This window comes from Streptomyces sp. AB3(2024) (assembly GCF_041862025.1).
Lineage (GTDB): Bacteria > Actinomycetota > Actinomycetes > Streptomycetales > Streptomycetaceae > Streptomyces.
Genome location: NZ_JBGWAB010000003.1, coordinates 87822 through 114315, shown reverse-complemented (window position 1 = coordinate 114315; position 26494 = coordinate 87822). Strand labels below are relative to the sequence as shown.

Annotated in this window: 23 protein-coding genes; 10 read left to right on the top strand and 13 right to left on the bottom strand. The window is 70.8% G+C overall.

The features are described 5' to 3' along the window. Positions 1-50 precede the first annotated feature (50 nt). Positions 51-1001, top strand: a complete 951-nt coding sequence (gene era / locus ACEPPI_RS02245) for a GTPase Era (RefSeq protein ID WP_373913591.1) — start codon at positions 51-53, stop codon at positions 999-1001. 4 nt (positions 1002-1005) lie between these two features. Here the strand turns inward: era and ACEPPI_RS02240 are convergent, their stop codons facing one another. From ACEPPI_RS02240 to ACEPPI_RS02225, 4 genes are all read right to left on the bottom strand, one after another. Further along, positions 1006-1683: a cyclopropane-fatty-acyl-phospholipid synthase family protein gene (locus ACEPPI_RS02240; RefSeq protein WP_373913544.1), complete on the bottom strand. Its 678-nt coding sequence runs from the start codon at positions 1681-1683 to the stop codon at positions 1006-1008. A gap of 113 nt (positions 1684-1796) precedes the next feature. After that, a complete protein-coding gene (locus ACEPPI_RS02235) occupies positions 1797-2615 on the bottom strand; it encodes a GNAT family N-acetyltransferase (protein WP_373913543.1) in 819 nt (272 codons plus the stop codon). A 54-nt stretch (positions 2616-2669) separates the two neighbouring features. Continuing rightward, positions 2670-2942, bottom strand: a complete 273-nt coding sequence (locus ACEPPI_RS02230; RefSeq protein ID WP_266838926.1) for a protealysin inhibitor emfourin — start codon at positions 2940-2942, stop codon at positions 2670-2672. A gap of 28 nt (positions 2943-2970) precedes the next feature. Beyond that, a complete protein-coding gene (locus ACEPPI_RS02225; protein ID WP_373913590.1) occupies positions 2971-4050 on the bottom strand; it encodes a M4 family metallopeptidase in 1080 nt (359 codons plus the stop codon). 365 nt (positions 4051-4415) lie between these two features. On the opposite strand from ACEPPI_RS02225, the gene leuA reads away from it, so the two are divergent. Beyond that, entirely contained in the window at positions 4416-6179 is a 1764-nt protein-coding gene (leuA, locus tag ACEPPI_RS02220; RefSeq protein ID WP_373913542.1) for a 2-isopropylmalate synthase, read from the top strand. 88 nt (positions 6180-6267) lie between these two features. Here leuA and ACEPPI_RS02215 read toward each other — a convergent pair whose 3' ends face one another. After that, complete coding sequence (locus ACEPPI_RS02215) at positions 6268-7026, bottom strand: SDR family NAD(P)-dependent oxidoreductase (protein ID WP_373913541.1); 759 nt, start codon at positions 7024-7026, stop codon at positions 6268-6270. A 180-nt stretch (positions 7027-7206) separates the two neighbouring features. Here ACEPPI_RS02215 and ACEPPI_RS02210 point away from each other — a divergent pair, with 180 nt between their 5' ends. The 4 genes from ACEPPI_RS02210 (at position 7207) to ACEPPI_RS02195 (ending at position 11684) form a co-directional block, all read left to right on the top strand. After that, positions 7207-7902 carry a TerB family tellurite resistance protein gene (locus ACEPPI_RS02210; protein ID WP_373913540.1) on the top strand — a complete coding sequence of 232 codons (696 nt, stop codon included), beginning with the start codon at positions 7207-7209 and terminating at the stop codon, positions 7900-7902. Between the two features lie 599 nt (positions 7903-8501). Beyond that, positions 8502-10010, top strand: coding sequence for a nucleobase:cation symporter-2 family protein (locus ACEPPI_RS02205; RefSeq protein ID WP_373913539.1), 1509 nt, complete (start codon positions 8502-8504; stop codon positions 10008-10010). 94 nt (positions 10011-10104) lie between these two features. Continuing rightward, the gene (gene recO, locus ACEPPI_RS02200) at positions 10105-10851 is read left to right on the top strand and encodes a DNA repair protein RecO (protein WP_373913538.1); all 747 of its coding nucleotides are present in this window, start codon (positions 10105-10107) and stop codon (positions 10849-10851) included. Between the two features lie 11 nt (positions 10852-10862). After that, positions 10863-11684, top strand: coding sequence for an isoprenyl transferase (locus ACEPPI_RS02195; RefSeq protein ID WP_373913537.1), 822 nt, complete (start codon positions 10863-10865; stop codon positions 11682-11684). 183 nt (positions 11685-11867) lie between these two features. Here the strand turns inward: ACEPPI_RS02195 and ACEPPI_RS02190 are convergent, their stop codons facing one another. Genes ACEPPI_RS02190 through ACEPPI_RS02175 form a run of 4 tightly spaced genes read right to left on the bottom strand, consistent with a single transcriptional unit; the run spans position 11868 to position 15000 of the window. After that, the gene (locus tag ACEPPI_RS02190; RefSeq protein ID WP_266838918.1) at positions 11868-12296 is read right to left on the bottom strand and encodes a transcriptional repressor; all 429 of its coding nucleotides are present in this window, start codon (positions 12294-12296) and stop codon (positions 11868-11870) included. 51 nt (positions 12297-12347) lie between these two features. Then, on the bottom strand, positions 12348-13211 hold the full coding sequence (locus tag ACEPPI_RS02185) for a metal ABC transporter permease (protein WP_373913536.1): 864 nt from the start codon (positions 13209-13211) through the stop codon (positions 12348-12350). After that, positions 13211-14026, bottom strand: coding sequence for a metal ABC transporter ATP-binding protein (locus ACEPPI_RS02180; protein WP_373913535.1), 816 nt, complete (start codon positions 14024-14026; stop codon positions 13211-13213). The genes ACEPPI_RS02185 and ACEPPI_RS02180 overlap by 1 nt, the downstream gene beginning before the upstream one ends. Further along, on the bottom strand, positions 14026-15000 hold the full coding sequence (locus tag ACEPPI_RS02175) for a metal ABC transporter substrate-binding protein (protein WP_373913534.1): 975 nt from the start codon (positions 14998-15000) through the stop codon (positions 14026-14028). Before ACEPPI_RS02175 ends, ACEPPI_RS02180 begins: the two co-directional genes overlap by 1 nt. 154 nt (positions 15001-15154) lie before the next feature. Here ACEPPI_RS02175 and ACEPPI_RS02170 point away from each other — a divergent pair, with 154 nt between their 5' ends. After that, positions 15155-16537 (top strand): glycine--tRNA ligase, encoded by a 1383-nt coding sequence (locus ACEPPI_RS02170; RefSeq protein ID WP_373913533.1) that lies wholly within the window; start codon positions 15155-15157, stop codon positions 16535-16537. A gap of 81 nt (positions 16538-16618) precedes the next feature. Here the strand turns inward: ACEPPI_RS02170 and ACEPPI_RS02165 are convergent, their stop codons facing one another. From ACEPPI_RS02165 to ACEPPI_RS02150, 4 genes are all read right to left on the bottom strand, one after another. Beyond that, a complete protein-coding gene (locus ACEPPI_RS02165; RefSeq protein WP_373913532.1) occupies positions 16619-17371 on the bottom strand; it encodes a VC0807 family protein in 753 nt (250 codons plus the stop codon). 157 nt (positions 17372-17528) lie between these two features. After that, the gene (locus ACEPPI_RS02160) at positions 17529-18122 is read right to left on the bottom strand and encodes a TetR/AcrR family transcriptional regulator (RefSeq protein WP_373913531.1); all 594 of its coding nucleotides are present in this window, start codon (positions 18120-18122) and stop codon (positions 17529-17531) included. A 21-nt stretch (positions 18123-18143) separates the two neighbouring features. Then, entirely contained in the window at positions 18144-19196 is a 1053-nt protein-coding gene (locus ACEPPI_RS02155; RefSeq protein ID WP_373913530.1) for an aldo/keto reductase, read from the bottom strand. Between the two features lie 91 nt (positions 19197-19287). Further along, a complete protein-coding gene (locus tag ACEPPI_RS02150) occupies positions 19288-20736 on the bottom strand; it encodes an MFS transporter (protein WP_373913529.1) in 1449 nt (482 codons plus the stop codon). 34 nt (positions 20737-20770) lie between these two features. On the opposite strand from ACEPPI_RS02150, the gene dusB reads away from it, so the two are divergent. The 3 genes from dusB to ACEPPI_RS02135 all read left to right on the top strand — a co-directional run bounded on the left by dusB (position 20771) and on the right by ACEPPI_RS02135 (position 26458). Further along, positions 20771-21931 carry a tRNA dihydrouridine synthase DusB gene (dusB, locus tag ACEPPI_RS02145; protein ID WP_373913528.1) on the top strand — a complete coding sequence of 387 codons (1161 nt, stop codon included), beginning with the start codon at positions 20771-20773 and terminating at the stop codon, positions 21929-21931. Between the two features lie 366 nt (positions 21932-22297). After that, positions 22298-25006 carry a pyruvate, phosphate dikinase gene (gene ppdK, locus ACEPPI_RS02140; RefSeq protein WP_373913527.1) on the top strand — a complete coding sequence of 903 codons (2709 nt, stop codon included), beginning with the start codon at positions 22298-22300 and terminating at the stop codon, positions 25004-25006. Between the two features lie 423 nt (positions 25007-25429). Beyond that, a complete protein-coding gene (locus ACEPPI_RS02135; RefSeq protein WP_373913526.1) occupies positions 25430-26458 on the top strand; it encodes an ArsR/SmtB family transcription factor in 1029 nt (342 codons plus the stop codon). Positions 26459-26494 lie beyond the last annotated feature (36 nt).

The window sequence follows — 26494 nt, the reverse complement described above, 5'->3', positions numbered from 1 at the left end:
TGACCCTCGCGGCGGTGGCCTGGTCGGCGCTGCGAGCGGCATCGGGGAGAATGGCCCGTATGAGCGATCGTTCCCCCGAGCCCACCGCCCCGCACCGCGCGGGCTTCGCCTGTTTCGTCGGCCGCCCCAACGCGGGGAAGTCGACCCTGACCAACGCGCTCGTGGGCACCAAGGTCGCGATCACCTCCAACCGGCCGCAGACCACCCGCCACACCGTCCGCGGCATCGTGCACCGCCCCGACGCCCAGCTGGTCCTGGTCGACACCCCCGGGCTGCACAAGCCGCGCACCCTGCTCGGGGAGCGGCTGAACGACGTCGTGCGCACCACGTGGGCCGAGGTCGACGTCATCGGCTTCTGCCTGCCCGCCGACCAGAAGCTCGGCCCCGGCGACAAGTTCATCGCCAAGGAACTCGCGGCGATCAAGAAGACCCCCAAGATCGCCATCGTGACCAAGACCGACCTGGTCGAGTCGAAGGCCCTGGCCGAGCAGCTCCTGGCCATCCACCAGCTCGGCGCGGAACTCGGCATCGAGTGGGCCGAGATCGTCCCCGTCTCGGCGGTCGGCGACAACCAGGTCCAGCTGCTGGCCGACCTGATCGCCCCGCTGCTGCCCGAGAGCCCCCCGCTCTACCCGGAGGGCGACCTCACCGACGAGCCCGAGATGGTGATGGTCGCGGAGCTGATCCGCGAGGCCGCCCTCGAAGGCGTGCGCGACGAGCTCCCGCACTCCATCGCGGTCGTGGTCGAGGAGATGATCCCGCGCGAGAACCGGCCCGCGGACCGGCCGCTGCTCGACATCCACGCCAACGTCTACATCGAGCGCCCCAGCCAGAAGGGCATCATCATCGGCCCCAAGGGCTCGCGCCTGAAGGAGGTCGGCATGAAGTCGCGCAAGCACATCGAGGCGCTGCTCGGCACCCCGGTCTTCCTCGACCTGCACGTGAAGGTCGCCAAGGACTGGCAGCGCGACCCCAAGCAGCTGCGCAAGCTCGGTTTCTAGCGGCCTAGGCCAGGCGCCGGACCTTCACCGCGTTGTCCGTACGGGTCCCGGGCGTGCCGTCCGGCATGTTCTGGACCCGTTCGTGTTCCTCGGCCAGCAGCACCTCCCAGGCCCCCTCGGGCAGCTCCAGCTCCGCGACGACCCGGTCGGGGGTGGGGAAGCGCACCGCGCGCTGGAGCGGGTCCATGGCCGCGGTGTCCTGCCAGGGCGCCCAGCCCGCGTGGCCGGCCACCAGCAGCACCCCGCCGGGGGCCACGGCCGCGGCGGCCGTCCGCAGGATCCGCTCGCGCGGGAACTCCCCGAGGGTGTGCAGGAAGCAGGCGGAGACCAGGTCGAACTCCCCGGCGGGGAAGGACTCGGCCAGGTCGTGCCGCTCCCACCGCACCCGGTCGGCGACCCCGGCCCCGGCGGCGTGTTCGGCCGCCCGCTCCAGGGCCACGCCGGAGATGTCGGTCCCGGTCACCCGCCAGCCGCGCCGGGCCAGCCAGATCGCGTCGCCGCCCTCGCCGCAGCCCAGGTCCAGGGCCCGGCCGGCGGCCAGGTCCGCGGCCTCCCGGACCAGGACGGCGTTGGCGGCGCCGCTCCAGACCCGCTCGCGTTCGCGGTAGCGGCCGTCCCAGTACGCCCGGCCGGAGCCGCTCTCGGGGGTGTGCTGACGGTCGTGCGGCTGGTGGTCGGCCACGGGGCCTCCTCGGTGGTGCCGGCAGGGACACCGGCGATGCTGCGCCCGGCGGGGCGCAACGGCAAACATCGTTGCCGTTCCGGCAAAACCCCGCCGCCCCGCCGCCCGGCCGCTCAGGCGTCCTGCGCCGCGGGCTCCGCGATCAGGGCCGTCCCCACGCGACGGAAGCCGACGCGGCCGTAGATCCGGGCCACGTCCTCGTCGCCGGCCGACAGGAACACGGTCTCGGCGCCCCGTTCCAGCGCGTGCGCGACCAGGGCCGCCGTCACCGCGAGGGCCAGCCCCTGGCGGCGGGCGGCGGGCAGCGTGCCGACCGCGACGACCTCGGCGACCTCGCCGACCGGGTTGTACTGGCCGGAGCAGAGCACCACCCCGTCGCGTACCGCCGCCGCCATGCCGGTGCGGCCGTCCGCGAGCATGCCCGAGACGCGGGCCCGGCGGGCCTCGGTCCCCGGGTCCTCCAGCGCCACCGCCAGCTCGGCGGTCCCGGCCTCGCCCGTGGCCGTCCCCGGTGCGGCGAAGGCCAGCGCCGGCACGGTCACCGCGGCCCTCAGCAGCGGGTCGTCGGCGTCCAGCAGCCGTACCTCCGGGTGTGGGGGCAGGGGCCGCGCACCCGCGTCCAGCACCATCAGCGGGTGCGCCTGGACGTGCAGCCCGGCCGCCTCCACGGCGGCCCGCAAAGAGGGACTGGTTTCGGCCACCCATTCGAATGCCTCGGGCACCCCCAGCTCCCGCTGCCTCTCCAGCACCTTCCGTACGTCCCCGGCGTGCACGTCGGCGGGGCCGCCGAGTGCGGGCCGCGCGTAGTAGGGCCAGCCCTCGCCCTCCTGGACGAAGAGGGTCAGCGGACCGAAGTCCTCACCGCGCGCGCCGCCCACGCGGGGGACGGTGTCGTAGTACCGCTCCAGGGCAGCCAAGATCATTTCGCTCATCCGGCCATCCAAGCAAAGCCGCCCCGCCCGGTCACCCGCTTTCCGGAGCCCCGCTCAGGCGCCCTCCTTCAGCAGCCGCGAGATCAGGCTCCGCTGGGCGTCCGAGAGGTGCGGGTCCTGACAGGACACCGTCCGTCCGTCCACCGTGATCCGGTACGAGAACCCGTCCCGCACCCCTCCCGCACCCCGGCCGGCCGCCGGGTCGGGCCGCAGCGCCAGCAGGGCCAGTGCCCGCAGCTCGTCCTCGTCGGGCCGGCCCGAGGTGTCCACCTCGGCCCGGCGCTCGATCCCCGCGAAACCGCCCGTCCGCACCACTTCGATCCGCATGCGGCCCTTCATACCCCAGGAGTGCCCGCTACCCCAGACCGACGGACGCCCACGCCTTCTGCAGGGCCTGGTGCTCGGCGCCGCCCTCCCCGTAGCGGGCGACGGCCGACGCCGTGGACAGCCGGGCGAAGGCCGCGAAGTCCGCCCGCGCCTCCAGCTGCCCGCCCGTGAGCGCGTCGTACCAGATCTGCCCGGCTCGCTCCCAGGCCTTGCCGCCGAGCTCGCTCGCCACGATGTAGAAGGCGTGGTTGGGGATGCCGGAGTTGATGTGGACCCCGCCGTTGTCGCGCGAGGTGGTGACGTAGCCGTCCATCGCAGCCGGCTGCGGGTCCTTGCCGAGCTCGTCGTCGTCGTACGCCGTGCCGGGCGCCTTCATCGAGCGCAGCGCGACCCCGGTCACGTTCGGGCCGAGCAGCCCGGCGCCGATCAGCCAGTCCGCCTCGTCGGCGTTCTGGCCGAGGGAGTACTGCTTGATCAGGGAGCCGAACACGTCGGACATCGACTCGTTGAGGGCCCCGGACTGGCCGTGGTAGTCGAGGTTGGCCGTGTACTGGGTGACCCCGTGGGTCAGCTCGTGCCCGATGACGTCCACGGACACGGTGAAGTCCAGGAACAGGTCGCCGTCACCGTCGCCGAAGACCATCTGCTGCCCGTCCCAGAAGGCGTTGTTGTAGTCCTGGCCGTAGTGCACGCTCGCGTCCAGGGGGAGCCCCGAGCCGTCGATCGAGCGCCGCCCGAAGCCCTTGAGGAACAGGTCGTACGTCGCCCCCAGGCCGGCGTACGCGCGGTTCACGGTGGCGTCCTTGCTCGGTTCGGCCCCCTCCCCGCGGACCTTCTTCCCGGGCAGCCGGGTGCGGTGCTGGGAGTCGTAGATCGTCCGCCGGGGCCCGTCCGCCGCGGGTGCTTCCGGCGCGGGCGGGGCGATCCCCCGGACGGCGCTGATCCGGCGCCGGGTCCGCAGGGAGGCGTCCAGCTCCAGGGTGCGCTGCGCGGCGTCGGCGCGCGCGGAGTCCGCGGACCGGGCGGCCCGGTCGAGCAGGTGCGGCGGCACGACGGTGCAGAAGACGGGGTGGAGGCGGGCGTGGTCAGGGGTGTGGGAGGCGTCCATGCCGGAAATGTGGCAGTGGGTCACCCCGATGTCACTAGCAGCGACCATGATTCATTCGACTGTCTGAAAGCCGTCATGCCGCGTTGACGGATCTGCCGGACCTCACCGGAGAGACCGAGACGTAACCCACAAAGGGTGCAAAACGGACGTGGGGGTCTTGCATACTGAAACAGGTCCTCGCGATACGGCGCGGCTCGGCTAGGCTCGGCCCATCATGCGTTTCGGGCTGCTTCTCCTTAGCTGCCGCGGCGAGGGTCTGTAGTCGTAGGCCGACCCCCTCCCCGCGGAGTTTGGTGTTGCGGTTTTCACTACCGCCGTCGGCCGTCCCAGCGAACTACACGCGGACACGCGAGGAGCCCAACGCCATGAGCCAGCAGCCTTTTGTCGGTCGCCCCACGCCCATCACCAACGCGACCCACTCCCAGAAGCCCTCCGGGATGCCGATCCACAAGTACGGCCGGTACGAGCAGGTGGACATCCCCGACCGCACCTGGCCGGACGCCCGCGTCACCAAGGCCCCCCGCTGGCTCTCCACCGACCTGCGCGACGGCAACCAGTCGCTGATCGACCCGATGACCCCCGCCCGCAAGCGCGAGATGTTCGACCTGCTGGTGCGCATGGGCTACAAGGAGATCGAGGTTGGCTTCCCCTCCTCCGGCGAGACCGACTTCGCCTTCGTCCGCTCCATCATCGAAGAGGGCGCGATCCCGGACGACGTCACCATCTCCGTACTGACCCAGGCCCGCGAGGACCTGATCGAGCGGACCGTGGAGTCCCTGGTCGGCGCCAGGCGCGCCACCGTCCACCTGTACAACGCCACCGCCCCCACCTTCCGCCGCGTGGTCTTCCGCGGCTCGAAGGAGCAGATCAGGCAGATCGCCGTCGACGGCACCCGCCTGGTCATGGAGTACGCCGGGAAGCTGCTGGGCCCGGAGACGACCTTCGGCTACCAGTACAGCCCGGAGATCTTCACCGACACCGAGCTGGACTTCGCCCTGGAGGTCTGCGAGGCCGTCTGTGACGTCTGGCAGCCGGCCGAGGGCCGCGAGATCATCCTGAACCTGCCCGCCACCGTGGAGCGCTCGACGCCCTCCACCCACGCGGACCGCTTCGAGTGGATGGCCCGCAACCTGACCCGCCGCGAGCACGTCTGCATCTCCGTGCACCCGCACAACGACCGCGGCACCGCCGTGGCCGCCGCCGAGCTGGCCCTGATGGCCGGCGCCGACCGCATCGAGGGCTGCCTGTTCGGGCAGGGCGAGCGCACCGGCAACGTCGACCTGATCACGCTGGGCATGAACCTGTTCTCCCAGGGCATCGACCCGCAGATCGACTTCTCGCAGATCGACGAGATCCGTCGCACCAGCGAGTACTGCAACCAGATGGAGGTCCACCCGCGCCACCCCTACGCGGGCGACCTGGTCTACACCGCCTTCTCCGGCTCCCACCAGGACGCCATCAAGAAGGGCTTCGACGCCATGGAGGCCGACGCGGCGGCCCAGGGCAAGACCGTCGACGACATCGAGTGGGCGGTCCCGTACCTGCCGATCGACCCGAAGGACGTCGGCCGCTCCTACGAGGCGGTCATCCGCGTCAACTCGCAGTCCGGCAAGGGCGGCATCGCCTACGTCCTGAAGAACGACCACAAGCTGGACCTGCCGCGCCGCATGCAGATCGAGTTCTCGCGGATCATCCAGGCCAAGACCGACGCCGAGGGCGGCGAGGTCACGCCGAAGGCGATCTGGGACGTCTTCTCCGACGAGTACCTGCCCAACCCCGAGAACCCGTGGGGGCGCATCCAGCTGCGCTCCGGTTCGACCGCCACCGACAAGGACGGCACGGACACGCTGACCGTCGAGGCGGTCGTGGACGGCGTGGAGACGGTCCTGAACGGCACCGGCAACGGTCCGATCTCGGCCTTCTTCGACGCGCTGGCCGGCATCGGCGTCGACGCCCGCCTGCTGGACTACACCGAGCACACGATGAGCGAGGGCGCCTCCGCCGTGGCCGCCTCGTACATCGAGTGCGCGATCGACGGCCGCGTCCTGTGGGGCATCGGCATCGACGCCAACACCACCCGCGCCTCCCTGAAGGCGGTCATCTCCGCCGTCAACCGCGCGGGCCGCTGACGCCCCGTACGAGCCCCGTACGAGAACCCCGCCCCCCGCCGCACGGCAGGGGCGGGGTTCCGCCGTTCCGGGGAGCGGTACGGGCCCCTCAGCGGGCCAGGTAGCCGCCGTCGACCGGGAGCACCGCGCCCGTCACGAAGGACGCCGCGTCCGAGGCGAGGAACGCGATGACCCGGGCCACCTCCTCCGGCTCGCCGAGCCGCCCCATCGGATGGGCGGCGGTCACCTCGGCCAGGTACTCCGGCCCGCCAGGCTCGTCCTCCAGCGCCAGCACCCGCTCCGTGCGGATGGTTCCGGGTGCCACCGCGTTGACGCGGATCCCGTGCGCGGCCCACTCCACCGCCAGGTGCTTGGTCAGCCCGGAGGCCACGAACTTCGCGGGCCCGTACGCCGCCTGGCGCGCCTGCCCGGCCACTCCCGAGATCGAGGACACGCACACCAGCGCTCCGCCGGGACGGGGCTGCGCGGTCATCGCCTCGATCGCGTACTTGCAGGTCAGGAACATTCCCCGGCCGTCGACGGCCATCACGTGGTCCCAGTCCTCCGGACTGGTCTCCCGTACGTCCGAAAGGGGGAGCACCCCGGCGTTCGCCACGGCGACGTCGAGGCGGCCGTAGGCGCCGACCGCCGCCGCGACCATCGCGCGGTTGGCCCCGGGATCGGACACGTCGCCGGTGACGACGGTGATGCTCCGGCCCTCACCGGCCAGTTCCGTGCGCAGTGCCTCCAGGCCCGGGGCGTTGACGTCGGCGGCGGTCAGCCGGGCCCCCGAGCGGGCCAGCAGCAGGGACGTGGCCCGGCCGATGCCGCTCGCGGCACCGGTGACCAGACAGGACTTCTCGTTCATGGCGCCGAGGGTAGGGACTGCGGGAAGGCCCCGGGGGGCGCACACGGCGGCGGGGGCGCAACTCGGCCAACTGCGCGCCCCCGCCCGATGTTGTCTTGTCACACGGCTGACGCATCCTCACCGATGTGGCTAACATCACGCCAACCCGGCGATGTTGCCGGAAGGTGACGGAGGTGCGACGTGCTGCCAGTTCGGGGTGGGGACGGCCGGAAGCTGACGGCCTGGGGCATCCGTACCACCTGGAGCACCGTGGGCGACGGGGAGTTCTTCTGCCCCGGCTGCGGCGGTGACCGCAACTACCGTCGGCGCACCGGGCGCCGCCGCTTCACCGTGCTCGGAGTGCCGCTGCTGCCGCGCGGGGACGCGGGCCCCGTCGTCGAGTGCCAGGCCTGCCGGGACCGCTTCGACACCGAGGTGCTCGACCACCTCACCACAACCCGCTTCTCCGCGTTGCTGCGCGACGCCGCGCACACGGTGGCCCTCGCCGTCCTGGCGGCCGGCGGCACCTCCTCGCGCAGCGCGCTGGAGGCCGCCGTGACGGCAGTACGGGCCGCCGGGTTCCAGGACTGCACGGAGGAGCAGCTGGAGTCCATGGTGGAGGCCCTGGCCACCGACGAGGGCCGGCTCGGGCTCTACGACGGGCCCGAGTGCTGCGGGGCCGCCCTGTCGATAGAGCTCCACGAGGCGCTGGAACCGCTGGCTCCGCACCTGGCCGGACCGGGCCGCGAATCGATCCTGCTCCAGGGTGCCCGGATCGCCCTCGCGGACGGGCCGTACATCCCCGCCGAGCGCGAGGTGCTGGCCACCGTCGGTGCCGCGCTGCGCATGGACGCGCAGGAGGTGGCCCGGCTGCTGTCGGCGGTGCGGGCGCCGTAGGGGACGCACGCGGGTGGATCGGGGCCCGGCGGGGCGGCCACCCGCCGGGCCCCGGCGCGTTCCGGGGCCCGGCCGGGACCCCGCGGCTGGGCCCCGGAGGCCCGGAACGAGGTAACGATCCGGCCTCACGGCGGTGAACCGGGGTCCCGCGGGATCCGTGCAACGGGGTGGAAGTGCCCCCTCCTCATCCGGCCATCCAGCATGCGGACGGCCGAAATCATGCGCTCCCTTTGCCGGGCCGAAGCCCCTCGTGGAACGTCCGGGCACGTCAGAGCCATGGCGCTTCGCTGCCGCGCAGCCGGAGCGGGCGTTTTCGGGGCCCGGAGCCATACCCCCCTCGCCGTGCTCGCGCCACTGGCGGAACCTCCAGATCGGAGGTTCCTGGACATCAACACTTTGTGGAAGTCGACGATTTCTGTGAGCGCGCCCACAGGCGTTCAATTCCGGTCACACGACGAGACACCGCCGGAAACACAGCGGGGCTTCGATCTCCGTGTTCCCCCCTGAAACCCCGGCGGACCAACGGGTTAGCGACCCACTCCGACCAGGGACAACCAGCTTCCTCTCAATTACCTACCTCATTGAAGGGCAAGGCAGAGATGGCACGTGTCGCCGCCCGGCTTTCCGCCAACGGAGAGCAGAGCTCGCACCCGGTCGACGAGGTGCTCCCCCTCCCCAAGCTCGCGCTGTACGGCTTCCAGCACGTACTCGCCTTCTACGCCGGTGCGGTGATCGTCCCGATCATCGTCGGCAGCGCACTCAAGCTGAGCCCGGAACAGCTCGTCTACCTGATCAACGCGGACCTCTTCACCTGCGGTATCGCCTCGATCATCCAGGCCTGGGGCATCGGCCGGGTCGGCGCACGGCTCCCGCTGATCCAGGGCGTGACCTTCACGGCGGTCTCGCCGATGATCGCCATCGGTCTCGGCGCCGGCGGCGGGACCGCGGCCCTGCTGGTCATCTACGGCGCGGTCATCACGGCCGGTCTGGCCACCTTCGCCTTCGCCTGGCTGCCCGCCAAGGCGTTCCGCACGGTCATGCGGCTCTTCCCGCCGGTGGTCACCGGCACGGTCATCACGGTCCTCGGCATCGTCCTGATCCCGGTCGGTCTCAAGGACGCGGCCGGCGGCGCCCCGACGATCGCCGACGGCGGCGTCCCGACGCAGCTGGCCTACGCCGGCGGCACCATGCTCTTCATCCTCGTCCTGATGAAGTTCGGCGGACCGTTCCTGCGCAGCATCAGCATCCTGCTCGGCCTGGTCGGCGGTACCGTGGCGGCCTTCCTGCTCGGCGACGCGAAGTTCGGCAACGTCGGCCAGTCCGACTGGATCGGCGTCACCACGCCCTTCCACTTCGGCGCCCCGAAGTTCGAATGGTTCCCGATCCTCCTCATGCTGATCGTCATGCTGATCACCATGGTCGAGACCACCGGTGACACGTACGCGGTCGGCGACATCGTCGGCAAGGAGGTCGACAGCGAGACCGTGGCCCGCGCCCTGCGCGCCGACGGCGCCGCCACCGCCCTCGGCGGCATCCTGAACTCCTTCCCGTACGTGGCCTTCGCCGAGAACGTCGGCCTGGTGCGGATGACCAAGGTCAAGAGCCGCTTCGTGGTCGTGGCCGCCGGCGCCTTCATGATCGTGCTCGGCCTGATCCCCAAGGCCGCCGCGATCGTCGCCTCCGTCCCGCCGGGCGTCCTCGGCGGCGCCGCCACCGTGATGTTCGGCATGGTCGCCCTGGCCGGTATCCAGACCCTCGCCAAGGTGGACCTGAAGGAGGAGAAGAACGCCCTGATCGTCGGCGTCTCGCTGGCCTTCGCGCTCTTCCCCGCCACGGTTCCGGCCTACTTCGACAAGCACGTCAGCCCGGACGTCTCCTCGCTCCTCAACAGCGGTGTCACCCTCGGCGCCACGGCCGCGATCCTCCTCAACCTGGTCTTCAACGGCCTGGCCAAGGAAGACGCCCGGTCCTCCCCGCGGACCGAGCCGGCCGCCGAACAGGCCGAGCCGGCCTCCCCGCCCGTCGAGCTGCCCGCCCAGCCGGTGGCGGCGCCGGCCGGGGCCGAGAAGGCCGTGAAGGCCGACGAGGCCGGGACCACCGCCCCCTGATCCTCCCAAGGGGTGCCGCCCCCGCCCGGACCACGGTCCCGGCGGGGGCGAGCGCTGTCCCCGTACGGGGTCCCGCACAGGTGACAATGGGCGCATGAGCCTGTTCCGCGACGACGGCATCGTGCTGCGCACCCAGAAGCTGGGTGAGGCGGACCGCATCATCACGCTGCTCACCCGCGGTCACGGCCGCGTACGGGCCGTCGCCCGCGGGGTGCGCCGTACGAAGTCCAAGTTCGGCGCCGGGCTGGAACCTTTCTCCCACGCCGACGTGCAGTTCTTCGCCCGCGGCAGCGAGCTGATCGGCCGCAGCCTGCCGCTGTGCACCCAGACCGAGATCATCGCCCCCTACGGCAACGGCATCGTCACCGACTACGCCCGCTACACCGCCGGCACCGCGATGCTGGAGACCGCCGAACGCTTCACCGAGAACGAGGGCGAACCCTCCGTCCAGCAGTACCTGCTGCTGGTCGGCGCCCTGCGCACACTCGCGCGCGGCGAACACGAACCCCACCTCATCCTCGACGCCTTCCTGCTGCGCTCCCTCGCCGTCAACGGCTACGCGCCCAGCTTCGAGGACTGCGCGAAGTGCGGGATCCACGGCCCCAACCGGCACTTCTCCGTCGCCGCGGGCGGGGTCGTATGCGCAGACTGCCGCGTCCCCGGCTCCGTCGTACCCTCGTCGGAGGCCATCGCACTGCTCAGCGCGCTGCTGACGGGCGACTGGAAACACGCGGACGCCTGCGAGGCGCGCCACGTGCGGGAGGGCAGCGGGCTGGTCTCGGCCTATTTGCACTGGCATCTGGAACGCGGGCTACGCTCCCTGCGTTACGTCGAGAAATAGGAGCTGGGCACATGGCACGACGCGGGATTCTGGGACGCTCTCGCCGCGAGTACAAGGTTCCCGAGCCGCACCCGTCCGGTGCGCGCCCGCCGAAGATCCCCGGTGAGCTGGTCCCGAACCACGTCGCCGTCGTCATGGACGGCAACGGCCGCTGGGCCAAGGAGCGCGGACTGCCGCGCACCGAGGGCCACAAGGTGGGCGAGGGCGTCGTGCTCGACGTGCTCAAGGGCTGCCTGGAGATGGGCGTCAAGAACCTGTCCCTGTACGCCTTCTCGACGGAGAACTGGAAGCGCTCGCCCGACGAGGTCCGCTTCCTGATGAACTTCAACCGCGACGTCATCCGCCGCCGCCGCGACGAGATGAACGAGCTCGGCATCCGGATCCGCTGGGTCGGCCGCATGCCGAAGATGTGGAAGTCCGTCGTCCAGGAGCTCCAGATCGCCCAGGAGCAGACCGTCGACAACGACGCGATGACCCTGTACTTCTGCGTGAACTACGGCGGCCGCGCGGAGATCGCCGACGCGGCGCAGGCGATCGCCCGTGACGTGGCCGCCGGCCGGCTGGATCCGTCGAAGGTCAACGAGAAGACCTTCGCGAAGTACATCTACTACCCGGACATGCCGGACGTGGACCTGTTCCTGCGTCCCAGCGGCGAGCAGCGCACCTCCAACTACCTGCTCTGGCAGAGCGCGTACGCCGAGATGGTCTTCCAGGACGTGCTGTGGCCGGACTTCGACCGCCGCAACCTCTGGGCGGCCTGCCTGGAGTACGCCCAGCGCGACCGCCGCTTCGGTGGCGCCGTCCCGAACCAGGGCGAGGGCCTCACGAGCTGATCGGTCCGCCGGGCTCCGCCGCCACGGACACGCCCCGACCGGGCGGTGGAGCCGCGTCACCGCGCCCGCCGTCCGGCGGGCGCGCAGGCGGGCGGCAGGGGCGGCCGACGGGGTTCGTCTTTCGGATCCGGCCGATGTCGACCGGATCGGATCGGTCTTCGGCCGGATCCTGACCAGGATCGGTCAGCCGGCCGCCGCGCAGTCGGCGCAGGTGCCGAAGATCTCGACGGTGTGGGCCACGTTCACGTAGCCGTGTTCGGCCGCGATGGCGTCCGCCCACTTCTCCACTGCGGGGCCCTCGACCTCCACCGCCTTGCCGCACTTGCGGCAGACCAGGTGGTGGTGGTGCTCCCCGGTGGAGCAGCGCCGGTACACGGACTCGCCGTCGCTGGTGCGCAGCACGTCGACCTCACCCGCGTCGGCCAGGGACTGCAGGGTGCGGTACACGGTGGTCAGGCCCACGGAGTCGCCGCGGTGCTTGAGCATGTCGTGCAGTTCCTGGGCGCTGCGGAACTCGTCCACCTCGTCCAGCGCCGCCGCCACTGCGGCCCGCTGCCGGGTGGACCGTCCTCGTACTGGCGCGGTATTCGTCTCGCCAGGCGCAGTCGCCACCGGTTCCTCCTCGTTTCGGCCTCGGCCCATTGTGCCAGGCGGCCGTCCCTCTCAGACTGTCACGTCATTCCGTGTACAGTCCTCCTCCGCTGCGCGGGCGGACGCCGCGCGGCGCCGGGCCAGGGGCGCCGAGACGGCCGTCAGGGCCATGAACACCGCGATGGCGAGCAGCACGATCGCGGCGCCGGACGGCGCGTTGAGGTAGTACGTGGCGGTCGTGCCGACCAGGGACACGGTGAGGCTGATGCCGATGGCCAGCCCCAGCGTGGCGGCGAAGCCCCGGGTGATCCGCTGTGCGGCCGCGACCGGGATCACCATCATGGCGCTGACCAGCAGCAGTCCCACGATGCGCATGGCGACGGTGACGGTGACGGCGGCGGTGACCGCGATCAGCAGGTTCAGCAGGCGCACCGGCAGGCCGGTGACCTTGGCGAACTCCTCGTCCTGGCAGACGGCGAAGAGCTGTCGGCGCAGGCCGAGGGCCACGGCGAGGACGAAGGCGGCGAGCAGCGCCATCGCGGTGACGTCCTCGGGTGCGACGGCGGTGATCGAGCCGAACATGGGACCCAGGAGCTTGGAGGTGGAGCTGCCGCCGAGGTTCACGATCATCACGCCGCCCGCGAGGCCGCCGTAGAACAGCAGCGACAGGGCGACGTCCCCGCTGGTCCTGCCGCGGGAGCGGATCATCTCCATCGTGACGGCGCCGACGACCGCCACGAGGGTGGCCATCCACACCGGGCTGGTGTTGGTGACCAGGCCGAGCGCGACACCGGTCATCGCGACGTGGCCGAGGCCGTCGCCCATGATCGCCTGGCGGCGCTGGACCAGGTACGTGCCGATCGCGGGCGCCGTCACGCCGACCAGCGCGGCGGCGATCAGCGCGCGCACCATGAAGGGGTCGTTGAGGAAGCCCATCAGCTCAGCAGTCCCGTCCGCAGGGGTTCGGCGTCGTGCGCCGAGTGGGGGTGTACGTGGTCGTGGCCCGGCAGGGCGTGCTGCCCCACGGCCTCGGGGGGCGGGCCGTCGTGCGTGACGCAGCCGTCGCGCAGGACGACCGCCCGGTCGATCAGGGGTTCCAGGGGGCCCAGCTCGTGCAGGACCAGCAGGACGGTGGTCCCGGCCTCGACCTGTCGGCGTACGGCGTTGGCCAGGACCTCCTGGTTGCCCAGGTCCACGCCGGCCATCGGCTCGTCCATGATCAGGAGTTCGGGTTCGGCGGCGAGCGCCCGGGCTATGAGCACGCGCTGGTGCTGGCCGCCGGAGAGGGCGTTGACCGAGGCGTCGGCGTGGCCCTCCATGTCCACCAGGGCCAGGGCGTGCTCGACGGCGGCCTTGTCGGCCTTGCGTAGGATCCCGAAGCGGGTGCGGTTCAGCCGGCCGGAGGTGACGACCTCGCGGACGGTGGCGGGCACGCCTCCGGCGGCGGTGGTGCGCTGGGGGACGTAGCCGATCCGCGACCACTGGCGGAAGCGCTTGAAATCGGTGCCGAAGAGGGACAGCTCGCCGGTGGCCAGGGGGACCTGGCCGACGACGGCGCGGACGGCCGTGGACTTGCCGGAGCCGTTGGCGCCGAGCAGGGCGACGACCTCACCGCGGCGAACGGTGAGGTCGACCCCGCGCAGCACGGGGCGCGAGCCGAGCGAGGCCGTGGCCCCGAGCAGGGATATGACGGTCCGGTCCTGGCCCTCTTGCGGGGTGGACTGCATGGTGCGCGCCTCCGTTACTGCCATTACTTGCTCCCGAGTGCCTTCTGGAGGTTCTTCAGGTTGGAGCGCATGACCTCGAAGTAGTCGGCGCCCTGGGACGAGTCGGTGATGCCTTCGAGGGGGTCCAGGACGTCGGTCTTGAGGCCGGTGTCCCGGGCGAGGGACTTGGCCGTCTTGTCGCTGGCCAGGGCCTCGAAGAACACGGTCGTCACATTGTCCTTCTTCGCGACGTCCTGGAGTTCCTTCATCCGGGCCGGGCTGGGCTCGGCCTCGGGGTCGACGCCGGCGATGCCCTCCTGGTCCAGGCCGTAGCGCTCGGCGAGGTAGCCGAAGGCGGAGTGCGTGGTGATGAAGGTCTTGGTGGCCGTGTTCTGCAGGCCGTCCTTGAACTCGGTGTCCAGGGCGCCCAACTTGGCGACGAGTTCGCCGGCGTTCTTGCGGTAGTCGGCCGCGTGGGAGGGGTCGGCCTTCTCCAGCGCCGCGCCGACGCCCTGGGCGATCTCCGCGTACTTGACGGGGTCGAGCCACACGTGGGGGTCGGTGCCGGCCTCGCCGTGGTCATGTCCGTCGCCCTCGGCCGCGTGGTCGTGGTCGTGGTCCTCGTGCCCGGCGGCGGAGTGGGTCTCCAGCTTGGTGAGGGTGGCGGCGTCGACGACGTTCTTCACGCCGGACAGCTCGATGGCCTTGTCCACGGCGGGCTGGAGGGTCTTGAGGTAGAGCACCACATCGGCGTCGCCCAGCTGCGAGGTCTGCCGGGGGGTGATCTCCAGGTCGTGCGGTTCGACGCCCGGCTTGGTGAGGCCGGTGACCTTCACGTGGTCCTTGCCGATCTGCTCGGCGAGGAACTGCAGCGGGTAGAACGACGCCGTCACACCCAGTCTGCCGCCCTTGTCGTCACCGGCCTCGGCCCCGGCTCCGGAGCAGGCGGTGAGGGTCGTCGCGGCCAGGGCGACGGCACCGGTGAGGGCGGCGGTGGGTATGAGGCGTCGTACGTTCATGACATCCATTTTCATCAAAGATGGAAACGATTGTCAAAATCCCAGGTGAGCGGACTGTCGTCGTCCGCAGAAGGGGTCCCCGATTTGATAGGCGGGGTGCGGGCGCCGGTAACCTAAAGACTTCGCCGTTCGTCCTCGTAATGAAGAGAGCACCGTGGCCGCCGACAAGATCGAAACCATCGTCAGCCTGAGCAAGCGCCGTGGCTTCGTTTTCCCGTGCAGTGACATCTACGGCGGCTCCAGGGCTGCCTGGGACTACGGCCCGCTCGGTGTCGAGCTCAAGGAGAACATCAAGCGCCAGTGGTGGAAGGCGATGGTCACCGGGCGTGAGGACGTTGTCGGCCTCGACTCTTCCGTGATCCTGGCTCCCGAGGTGTGGGTGGCCTCCGGCCACGTCGCCACCTTCTCCGACCCGCTCACCGAGTGCACCTCCTGCCACAAGCGCCAGCGTGCCGACCACCTGGAAGAGGCGTACGAGGCCAAGCACGGCCGCCTGCCCGCCAACGGCCTTGCCGACATCAACTGCCCCAACTGCGGTGTGAAGGGCCAGTTCACCGAGCCCAAGCAGTTCTCCGGCATGCTGGAGACCCACCTCGGTCCGACCCAGGACACCGGCTCCAAGGCGTACCTGCGCCCGGAGACCGCCCAGGGCATCTTCACCAACTTCGCCCACGTGCAGACGACTTCGCGCAAGAAGCCCCCGTTCGGCATCGCGCAGATGGGCAAGTCCTTCCGCAACGAGATCACGCCGGGCAACTTCATCTTCCGCACGCGCGAGTTCGAGCAGATGGAGATGGAGTTCTTCGTCAAGCCGGGCGAGGACGAGCAGTGGCAGGAATACTGGATGGCCGAGCGGTGGAACTGGTACCGCGGCCTCGGTATCCGCGAGGAGAACATCCGCTGGTACGACCACCCGAAGGAGAAGCTGTCCCACTACTCGAAGCGCACCGCCGACATCGAGTACCGCTTCAACTTCGGTGGCAACGAGTTCTCCGAGCTGGAGGGCGTGGCCAACCGCACCGACTTCGACCTCAAGGCGCACTCCGCCGCCTCCGGCCAGGACCTGACGTACTTCGACCAGGAGGCCGGCGAGCGTTACACGCCGTACGTCATCGAGCCGGCGGCCGGCGTGAACCGCGCCATGCTCGCCTTCATGCTCGACGCGTACAACGAGGACGAGGCCCCCAACGCCAAGGGCGTCATGGAGAAGCGCACCGTCATGCGCCTCGACCCGCGCCTGGCGCCCATCAAGGTCGCCGTCCTGCCGCTGTCCCGCAACCCGCAGCTGTCGCCGAAGGCCAAGGGCCTGGCCGCCGACCTGCGCAAGAACTGGAACATCGAGTTCGACGACGCCGGTGCCATCGGCCGCCGCTACCGTCGCCAGGACGAGATCGGTACGCCGTTCTGCGTCACCGTCGACTTCGACACCCTGGACGACAACGCGGTGACCGTGCGCGAGCGCGACACCATGAAGCAGGAGCGCGTCTCCCTGGACCAGATCCAGAGCTACCTGGGCAGCCGTCTGCTCGGCTGCTAGGTCCCGACGCGAGAAAGCCGGTGGCCCGGTGCGCGATCCGCGCACCGGGCCACCGGCTTTGGTGTGCTCCCGTGCGGCGGGTCAGGCCGCGGGGCTTCCTCCGGACGTCCGCGCGGCCACCTGCGCGACCGTCGCCTCGGCCTCGGCCTCGGCCGCCGCCTCGGCGGCGCGGCGCTCGCCCTCGGCCTGGGAGCGCTTGGCGTAGCGGGCCGTCCACAGCGCCAGGCCGCCCATCGTCCCGTAGATCATGAACGGGCTGATCGTCACCATGGTCGAGGTGCTCAGGACGAAGGCCAGGGCGATCCGGACCAGGGCCTCGATGACGTAGGCCACGCCCCAGACCAGGGTCATGCGGCGCATCGTGGTGCGGAAACCCTCGTACTGCCACAGGCCGTTCCACCAGGCGGTGCTCTCCGGAGTGCCGTCCGTGGCGAACTTGCGGCCGAAGTAGAACATCAGCGGGCGGGCCGTGGCCAGGGTCACCAGGCAGAGCAGCCCGAACAGGCCCGTCACGCCCGAGTCCTTGATCAGCAGCGCCCGCGCCGAGTGGGCGCCGGCGAGCGAGACGATGGCCGTGATCACCAGGAACACGAGGGTGACCAGGGCGAATTCGTCGAACTTGCGCCGCCAGGCCACGACGATGGCGGTGTCGAGAACCGGCCAGGCGCCACTGACGAGCAGAGCCGCGAATTCGCTCCAGCCGTGGTCCTCGGTGAGCGTGTTGTAGGTGAGGATCGGCGCGACCACGTTGAGACCGATCGTCAGGATCCAGCTGACGGCGGCGGCCGCGCCGGAGCGCGCGGGAGGTGCGGGGCGTGAGACGTCGGTGGACAAGGTTCCCCCTGGAACGTACCTGGTGAAGTGTGCGGTAAGGGGACCGTAAAGACATGGCAGGGGCATGTACAAGCGGGCTGACGCCAAATGATCGCCAAGCTGTCCGGAGGGTCTCATTCCGGATACTGGGTCTCATTCCGGATGGTGCAGTCCCAGGTCAGGCGCGCAGACCCCGGATGATGAGCGAGGTGACGGCCTCGAACTCGGGCACGATCGTCGGCGAGATCCAGTCGGCCGCGTACTGCGGATCGTGGAAGCGCCCGGTGGCGTCGAAGACGGCGCGGGCGGCCGCGGGGACATCGGGCGCGGCCAGGGTGCCGGCCGCGACGCCCTCGGCGATGATCCGTGCCAGCTGGTCGATGAGCTGGGTCAGGTGGGAGTCGACCACCCCGCTGTTCTCGGCGAGCAGCACGGAGTAGGTGGCGAACAGCTCGGGATCCGCCCCGGCCTTCTGCCGCTTGGCCTCGAAGAGCGCTTCGAGCCACGCCTCCAGCTTGGAGGGGGCCGCCTCGGCCGGAGCAGAGGCGATGCGCTCCAGTACGGCCACGCTCTTGGCGAGCCAGCGGTCCGTGACGGCTTCGCGCAGTGCCGCCTTCGAAGGGAAGTGCCGGTACACGCTGCCGTGGCTGACGCCCAGGGCGCGCGCCACGTCCACCACGGTCGCCTTGCCCGGGCCGAAGCGCCGCAGCACCTCCTCGGTCGTTTCGAGGATGCGCTCGGGGGTCAGGGGCTCGGCGGCAGCGGAGGGCATGGGTACGACCGTACCGCCCGCTCAGTGCTCGCTGTCCAGGTGGGCCATCTGGGCCGCCGGGTAGCGGTCGCCGGCCGCCGCTCCCGCCGGGACCGCGGCTTCGATGGCGGCCAGGTCCGCCGGGGTCAGCTCCACCCGCATGGCACCGAGTGCCTCGGCCAGCCGGTCCCGGCGCCGGGCCCCGATCAGCGGCACGATGTCGACGCCCCGGCGCGGGCCCTGGGCGAGCACCCAGGCGATGGCGGTCTGGGCGACGCTCACGCCCTTCTCCGCGGCCACCTTGCGCAGCGCCTCGACCAGGTCGAGGTTGCGCCGGAGGTTCTCGCCCTGGAAGCGGGGGCTCATCCCGCGGAAGTCGCCCGGGGCCAGCTCGCGGTCGCGGGAGAAGTGGCCGCTGATCAGGCCGCGGGAGAGCACCCCGTACGCCGTGACCCCGATGCCGAGCTCTCTGGCGGTCGGCAGGATCTCGTCCTCGATGCCGCGGGAGATCAGGGAGTACTCGATCTGCAGGTCGGAGATCGGGGCCACGGCGGCGGCCCGGCGCAGGGTGTCGGCGCCGACCTCGGAGAGGCCGATGTGCCGGACGTGCCCCGCCTGCACGGCCTCGGCGATGGCCCCGACGGTCTCCTCGATCGGGACGTCCGGGTCCACGCGGGCGATCCGGTAGATGTCGATGTGGTCCCGGCCGAGCCGCTGCAGGGAGTAGGCCAGGAAGTTCTTCACGGCCGCGGGACGGCCGTCGTACCCGGCGAAGCCGCCCTCGACGGTGCGCAGGGCTCCGAACTTGACGCTGGTCAGCGCCGCCTCGCGGGCGGCCGCGGGGGCGGTGCGCAGGGCTTCGTTGATCAGCAGCTCGTTGTGGCCCATGCCGTAGAAGTCGCCGGTGTCGAGCAGCGTGTTCATCCCGGCGGGGGCCGCCTCCAGGAAGGCGTGGACGGTCGCGAGGGACTCGGAGCGGTCGGCCTCGCCGTAGAGCGCGGACATGCCCATGCAGCCCAGTCCCAGGGGGAAGACGGTGGGGCCCGTGGCGCCGAGCGTGCGGGGCGTGGCGGTGGTGTTCTCGTGTGAGGTCATGGAACAACAATGGCATGACGGGTGACAGATTTCAATATCTGTCACCCGTGGGTGTGAAGCGGCCGCGGTCCCGCCGTGGACCGGTGGCCCGTCAGGCCACGGGGGGAGCGGCGGCCGCCTTGGGGCTGAGGGCCGGTTCGAGCTCGCGGGCCGTACGCCGGGCCGTGGCGTCGGCCCAGGCGCCGGTCGTCGCCGCGCCCACCAGCAGGACCAGCAGCCCGCAGGCCGTGATGATCCACCAGGCGGGCCGGGTGGCCGCCGCGAAGTCCCCGCCGCCCGCCGTTCCGGCGGCCAGCACCGCGCCGATCACCGCGACGCCCAGCGCCCCGCCGGTCTGCCGGCTGGTGGAGGCCACGGCGGCCGCGACCCCCGCCTGGGCGCGCGGCATCCCGGAGATCGCCGTATTGGTGATCGGGGCGTTGACCAGGCCGAAGCCGATGCCGAAGAGCACGTACCCGGCGAACATCAGGGGGGTGGAGCCCTCCGCCGAGAACATCGCGAACAGCAGCCCGCTCGCCCCCATCGCCACCCCCGCGATCAGCAGCGGGAGCCGCGGCCCCCGGGTGGCGACCAGCCGGCCGGCCAGCGGCGCGCACAGGAACGCCGGCACGGCCATCGGCAGCATGTAGAGCCCGGCGTCGAGGGCGCCCAGCCCCCGTACGTCCTGGAGGTAGAGGGTGTTCAGGAAGAGGAACCCGGACAGCGCGGCGAAGGCGCCCACCGCCATCACCGTCGCCCCGCTGAACGGAGCGCTCCGGAAGAACCGGGGGTCGATCAGCGGCTCCGCGCGCCGGGGCTCGTAGACGATCAGCGCGATCAGCGCGGCCACGGTGGCCAGGGCGCAGCCGACGATGACCGGGGAGGTCCAGCCCGCCGCCGGGCCCTCGATGATCCCGTACGTCATCGCGCCGAGCAGGACCATGACCAGCAGCTGGCCCACCGGATCGGACCGGCGGGGGTGCTCGGCCCGGGACTCGGGGAGGTAGCGCAGGGTCAGGGCGAGGGCGAAGAGGCCGACGGGCAGGTTCACCCAGAAGATCGACCGCCAGCCGACGGAGTCCACCAGCAGGCCGCCGATCAGGGGCCCGGCGGCCATGGAGATGCCCACCACCGCGCCCCAGACGCCGATGGCGCGGGCGCGTTCCTTCGGGTCCGTGAACGTGTTGGTGATGATCGACATGGCGACCGGATTGAGCATCGAGCCGCCGACGGCCTGGACCATCCGGAAGGCGATCAGCCATTCGAGGGTGGGGGCGAGCGAGCAGAGCGCCGAGCCCGCGGTGAAGAGGACCAGGCCCGCCGCGAAGACCTTGCGGCGCCCGATCCGGTCGGCCGTGGACCCGGCCAGTATCAGCAGCGAGGCCAGGACCAGGGTGTACGCGTCGATCGTCCACTGCATGCCCGAGACCGAGGCGTGCAGTTCGTGGCGCATCGAAGGGAGCGCGACGTTCAGGATGGTGTTGTCGAGACTGACGATGAGCAGGCTCATGCAGCAGATCGCCAGGACGAGCACGCGCCGCCGGTGACTCATGTGATGCATGCCGCCGATAGTACGTCTAACTAACAACAGGGGCATGCGCGACAATGGGGGGATGACCACGCTCCCCCCGCCGCTCGCGATCGGCCCGCACACCGTGCAGCCCCCGGTGGTGCTCGCGCCGATGGCCGGCATCACCAATGCCCCGTTCCGCACCCTCTGCCGCGAGTTCTCGGGCGGCAAGGGGCTGTTCGTGAGCGAGATGATCACGACCCGCGCCCTGGTCGAGCGCAACGACAAGACCATGCAGCTGATCCACTTCGACGCGACGGAAAAGCCCCGCTCGATTCAGCTGTACGGGGTGGACCCGGTGACGGTCGGCAAGGCCGTCCGGATGATCGTCGAAGAGGACCGCGCCGACCACATCGACCTCAACTTCGGCTGCCCGGTCCCCAAGGTCACCCGCAAGGGCGGCGGCTCGGCCCTGCCCTACAAGCGCAACCTGCTGCGGGCGATCCTGCGCGAGGCCGTCGCGGGCGCGGGCGACCTGCCGGTGACGATGAAGATGCGCAAGGGCATCAACGACGAACACCTCACCTACCTCGACGCCGGCCGGATCGCCGTCGAGGAGGGGGTCACCGCCATCGCCCTGCACGGCCGCACCACCGCCCAGCACTACGGCGGCACGGCCGACTGGGAGGCCATCGCGCGCCTCAAGGAGCACGTGCCGGAGATCCCGGTGCTCGGCAACGGCGACATCTGGTGTGCGGAGGACGCCCTGCGCATGGTCCGCGAGACCGGCTGCGACGGCGTCGTGGTCGGGCGCGGCTGCCTCGGGCGGCCGTGGCTGTTCAACGACCTGGTGGCGGCCTTCGAGGGCAGGCCCGAGGACTTCCACAAGCCCACGCTGCGCGAGGTCGCGGCCACGATGGTCCGGCACGCGCAGCTGCTGGGGGAGTGGATCGGCGACGAGGCGCGCGGGGTGATCGACTTCCGTAAGCACGTGGCCTGGTACCTCAAGGGCTTCGCGGTGGGGTCAGAGATGCGGGGGAAGCTGGCGGTCACGTCCTCCCTGGCCGAACTGGACGCTCATCTGAGCGAGCTCGATCTGGATCAGCCGTGGCCCGAGAGCGCGGACGGTCCGCGCGGCCGGACGTCCGGAAACAACCGGGTTGTCCTGCCCGAGGGCTGGTTGAACGATCCGTACGACTGCGCCGGCGTGAGCGAAGACGCCGAGCTGGACACCTCCGGAGGCTGACAAATCGCCCTCCGTGCGGCGTGATATACGCCACGCATGGGAGGGGTTTCGCTCAGATGAGCACATAAGTCACGGGTAAGACTTTCAAAGGGTGGCACTGGGTGCCACCCTTTGTGTGTTCAAGTCTTGAACGCAAATATATCGATGATCGCTCATCCGAGCGTGATCAGGCCTCAAAGCCCCCCTCCCCCTTCGGGTTCTGAACGCGGCGAGGGGGTTTTCCTTACCCGTGAGTTACTTTCGATCTGGTGGCGCACGGGTGGTTACAGCCGCATGACGGCCAAGTGGACGTACCCAGAAGCCTTCGATCTGGGTATGTTCCTGGCCGTCAGGGCAGCCACCCGAGTCCTCGAGGAGTCGAGACCCGTGTCGGAAAACAAAGATCAGAAGTTCGTCTACGACTTCACCGAGGGCAACCGGGACCTCAAGGACCTTCTCGGCGGCAAGGGAGCCAACCTCGCCGAGATGACCAACCTTGGTCTCCCCGTGCCCCCCGGCTTCACCATCACCACCGAGGCCTGCAAGGTCTACCTGGAGAGCGGCTCGGCCCCGGCCGAGCTGCGCGACGAGGTCGGCGCGCACCTCGCCGCCCTCGAAGCGAAGATGGGCAAGAAGCTCGGTCAGTCGGACGACCCGCTGCTGGTCTCCGTCCGCTCCGGAGCCAAGTTCTCCATGCCGGGCATGATGGACACGGTCCTCAACATCGGCCTCTCCGACGAGTCCGTGGTCGGCCTCGCCGCCCAGGCCGGCAACGAGCGCTTCGCGTGGGACTCGTACCGCCGTCTCATCCAGATGTTCGGCAAGACCGTCCTCGGCGTCGAGGGCGAGCTCTTCGAGGACGCCCTCGACGAGGCCAAGGCCGCCAAGAAGGTCACCGTCGACACCGACCTCGACGCCGCCGACCTCAAGAAGCTGGTCAAGGCCTTCAAGAAGATCGTCTCGAAGGAGGCCGGCCGAGAGTTCCCGCAGGACGCCCGCGAGCAGCTCGACCTCGCCGTCGAGGCCGTCTTCAACTCCTGGAACACCGACCGCGCCAAGCTCTACCGCCGCCAGGAGCGCATCCCGAGCGACCTGGGCACCGCGGTCAACATCTGCTCGATGGTCTTCGGCAACCTCGGCCCCGACTCCGGCACCGGCGTCGCCTTCACCCGTGACCCGGCCAGCGGCCACGCGGGCGTCTACGGCGACTACCTGCAGAACGCCCAGGGCGAGGACGTCGTCGCGGGCATCCGCAACACCGTCCCGCTCGCGGACCTGGAGGCCATCGACAAGGCCTCGTACGACCAGCTCATGGCGATCATGACGAAGCTGGAGACCCACTACAAGGACCTCTGCGACATCGAGTTCACCATCGAGCGCGGTCAGCTGTGGATGCTCCAGACCCGTGTCGGCAAGCGCACCGCCGGCGCCGCCTTCCGCATCGCCACCCAGCTCGTGGACCAGGGCCTCATCGACGAGGCCGAGGCGCTGCAGCGCGTCACCGGCCACCAGCTGGCCCAGCTGATGTTCCCGCGGTTCGACGAGGACGCGAAGACCACCCTGCTGGGCCGCGGCATCGCCGCCTCCCCGGGCGCGGCGGTCGGCAAGGCCGTCTTCGACTCGTACACGGCCGTCAAGTGGTCGCGTTCCGGCGAGAAGGTCATCCTGATCCGCCGCGAGACCAACCCCGACGACCTCGACGGCATGATCGCCTCCGAGGGCATCCTGACCTCGCGCGGCGGCAAGACCTCGCACGCCGCCGTCGTCGCCCGCGGCATGGGCAAGACCTGCGTCTGCGGCGCCGAGGAGCTCGACGTCGACACCAAGCGCCGCCGGATGACGGTCGGCGAGACGGTCATCGAAGAGGGCGACGTCGTCTCCATCGACGGCTCCACCGGCAAGGTCTACCTCGGTGAGGTACCCGTCGTACCGTCCCCGGTCGTCGAGTACTTCGAGGGCCGCATGCACGCCGGCGCCGACGACGCCGACGAGCTGGTCGCCGCCGTGCACCGGGTCATGGCCTACGCGGACCGCGTGCGCCGCCTGCGGGTGCGCGCCAACGCCGACAACGCCGAGGACGCGCTGCGCGCCCGCCGCTTCGGCGCCCAGGGCATCGGCCTGTGCCGCACCGAGCACATGTTCCTCGGCGAGCGCCGCGAGATGGTCGAGCGCCTGATCCTCGCGGACACCGACGAGGAGCGCGAGGGCGCCCTGTCGGCCCTGCTGCCGCTGCAGAAGAAGGACTTCATCGAGCTGTTCGAGGCGATGGACGGCCTGCCCGTCACCGTCCGGCTGCTCGACCCGCCGCTGCACGAGTTCCTGCCCGACATCACCGAGCTGTCGGTGCGCGTCGCCCTCGCCGAGTCCCGCAAGGACGCCAACGAGAACGACCTGCGCCTGCTCCAGGCCGTGCACAAGCTGCACGAGCAGAACCCGATGCTGGGTCTGCGCGGCGTCCGCCTCGGCCTGGTCATCCCCGGTCTGTTCGCCATGCAGGTCCGGGCGATCGCCGAGGCCGCGGCCGAGCGCAAGAACGCCAAGGGCGACCCGCGCGTCGAGATCATGATCCCGCTCGTGGGCACCGTCCAGGAGCTGGAGATCGTCCGCGACGAGGCCGACGGGGTCATCGCCGAGGTCGAGGCCGCCACCGGCACCAGCCTCAAGCTGTCGATCGGCACGATGATCGAGCTGCCGCGCGCCGCCCTGACCGCCGGCCAGATCGCCGAGGCCGCGCAGTTCTTCTCCTTCGGCACGAACGACCTGACCCAGACGGTGTGGGGCTTCTCCCGCGACGACGTCGAGGCCAGCTTCTTCACCGCGTACCTGGAGAAGGGCATCTTCGGGGTCTCGCCCTTCGAGACCATCGACAAGGACGGCGTCGGCTCGCTCGTCCGCTACGCGGTCCAGCAGGGCCGTGCCACCCGCCCCGACCTCAAGCTCGGTGTCTGCGGTGAGCACGGCGGCGACCCGGAGTCGGTGCACTTCTTCCACGAGGTGGGCCTCGACTACGTCTCCTGCTCGCCCTTCCGGATCCCGGTGGCGCGCCTGGAGGCCGGCCGCGCGGCCGCCGAGGCGAAGGGCTCCGACAGCCGCTGAGCCCCGCCGGGAGCGGCCGCTGCCGCTCCCCCCTGACCGCGCCTGTCCCCGGTTGCCTGACCTCCGGGGGCAGGCGCGCCTTCATTTCGAAGGCGGCGGCGGAGCCGGGTATCGCCGCATATTCAACGAAGTCTTTACGGCGCCAGGCGGTGGACGGATCCCCACCCGTCCACCGCCTGCCGCCTATCTGCCAGGCACGTCGGCGCTTCCCTGTGCGACCGACCGCCAGGCCCCGCAAAGCCCCCCACGGCCTTCACGGAGCGTTTCGGTCGCACCGGAGTGTGCCTGGCGGAGTACAGGATTTCGCTTGTCACGCCCCTGCCGAAAGGGGTTTCAACTGTGGCCGAAAGGGCGTGGTGACCACGTGTGACGGCATGCATACTCATAGGGCGGGGGGATTGCGGTTGCACAGCTGGGGGTTCGGTGCTTCGTATCCATTTCACTGGAGTGGACCTGGCACGCGTACGGATGGCAGGACGTCCCGATGCGTTGTGGGAAACGATTCTGAGTTTTCACCGCTTAAGAGACCGGCGTGATGTCCGGTTGTTCGGTGAATGGCGTACGGAAACCCGTAGCCGGTTGAATGGTGAAACAAGGCTGCTGGGTGCGCTCATACCCGCGCGCGGCTATTTCCCGGATTTCCTGACCCCCGCCGAGGGGCAGTACGGATGGGACGTGGGCCTCGACGCCCTGCGCGGGCTCCGGCCCGAACGGCTGCGGCGCGAGCTGTCCCTCGTGGGCGCGGGCGCCGGGACGGGCTTCGGGGCGGCCTTCGGGACCCCTACGCCGACCCGGCTGCGGGAGTTCATCGACGGCGGCACCAAACACCTGCCCCGGCTCCTGGGCGAGCTGCGGGGCTACCACCGCGCGGCCGTGGAGCCGTACTGGACCCACATCCAGGCCCAGATCGAGGCGGAGCGCGCGGCGCGCGGCCGGGCGCTGCTGGACGGCGGCGCGGACGAGCTGCTCGCCTCGCTGCCGCCGATGCTGCGCTGGCGGGCCCCGGTGCTGGAGTGCGAGTACCCGGTGGACCGGGACGTACGGCTGCGGGGGCGCGGGCTGCTGCTCCAGCCCTCCTTCTTCTGCCGGCGCACCGCGGTGACCCTGCACGACCCGGAGCTGCCGCCCGTGCTCGTCTACCCGGCCGCGGCCCAGCTGGCCTCCTCGACGGCCGGCGGCGAGGCCGCCCGGCCCGCGGAGGAACAGCGCCAGCGGACCCTGGGCAAGCTCGTGGGCCACACCCGCTCCGTGGTGCTGCGGGCCATCGGCGACGGGGCGACCACCAGCGAACTGGCCCGCCGGGCCGGGGTGTCCCTGGCCTCGGCGAGCCAGCACGCCTGCGTGATGCGCGAAGCCGGCCTGGTGACCACCCTCCGCCACGGCAACGCCGTCCTGCACACCGTCACTCCCCTGGGCGCGGCCCTCCTCAAGGGGGGCGCCGTGGTGTCCTGACCCGGTGCGCACGGCTCTGACCTGCGGGTTCATGGC

Excerpts from the sequence above, each read along its gene's own strand:
- era (WP_373913591.1), top strand. The coding sequence starts at position 51 with ATGGCCCGTATGAGCGATCGTTCCCCCGAGCCCACCGCCCCGCACCGC.
- ACEPPI_RS02235 (WP_373913543.1), bottom strand. The coding sequence starts at position 2,615 with ATGAGCGAAATGATCTTGGCTGCCCTGGAGCGGTACTACGACACCGTC.
- ACEPPI_RS02230 (WP_266838926.1), bottom strand. The coding sequence starts at position 2,942 with ATGCGGATCGAAGTGGTGCGGACGGGCGGTTTCGCGGGGATCGAGCGC.
- ACEPPI_RS02225 (WP_373913590.1), bottom strand. The coding sequence starts at position 4,050 with ATGGACGCCTCCCACACCCCTGACCACGCCCGCCTCCACCCCGTCTTC.
- leuA (WP_373913542.1), top strand. The coding sequence starts at position 4,416 with ATGAGCCAGCAGCCTTTTGTCGGTCGCCCCACGCCCATCACCAACGCG.
- ACEPPI_RS02215 (WP_373913541.1), bottom strand. The coding sequence starts at position 7,026 with ATGAACGAGAAGTCCTGTCTGGTCACCGGTGCCGCGAGCGGCATCGGC.
- ACEPPI_RS02205 (WP_373913539.1), top strand. The coding sequence starts at position 8,502 with ATGGCACGTGTCGCCGCCCGGCTTTCCGCCAACGGAGAGCAGAGCTCG.
- recO (WP_373913538.1), top strand. The coding sequence starts at position 10,105 with ATGAGCCTGTTCCGCGACGACGGCATCGTGCTGCGCACCCAGAAGCTG.
- ACEPPI_RS02195 (WP_373913537.1), top strand. The coding sequence starts at position 10,863 with ATGGCACGACGCGGGATTCTGGGACGCTCTCGCCGCGAGTACAAGGTT.
- ACEPPI_RS02185 (WP_373913536.1), bottom strand. The coding sequence starts at position 13,211 with ATGGGCTTCCTCAACGACCCCTTCATGGTGCGCGCGCTGATCGCCGCC.
- ACEPPI_RS02180 (WP_373913535.1), bottom strand. The coding sequence starts at position 14,026 with ATGGCAGTAACGGAGGCGCGCACCATGCAGTCCACCCCGCAAGAGGGC.
- ACEPPI_RS02175 (WP_373913534.1), bottom strand. The coding sequence starts at position 15,000 with ATGAACGTACGACGCCTCATACCCACCGCCGCCCTCACCGGTGCCGTC.
- ACEPPI_RS02160 (WP_373913531.1), bottom strand. The coding sequence starts at position 18,122 with ATGCCCTCCGCTGCCGCCGAGCCCCTGACCCCCGAGCGCATCCTCGAA.
- ACEPPI_RS02155 (WP_373913530.1), bottom strand. The coding sequence starts at position 19,196 with ATGACCTCACACGAGAACACCACCGCCACGCCCCGCACGCTCGGCGCC.
- ACEPPI_RS02150 (WP_373913529.1), bottom strand. The coding sequence starts at position 20,736 with ATGCATCACATGAGTCACCGGCGGCGCGTGCTCGTCCTGGCGATCTGC.
- dusB (WP_373913528.1), top strand. The coding sequence starts at position 20,771 with ATGCGCGACAATGGGGGGATGACCACGCTCCCCCCGCCGCTCGCGATC.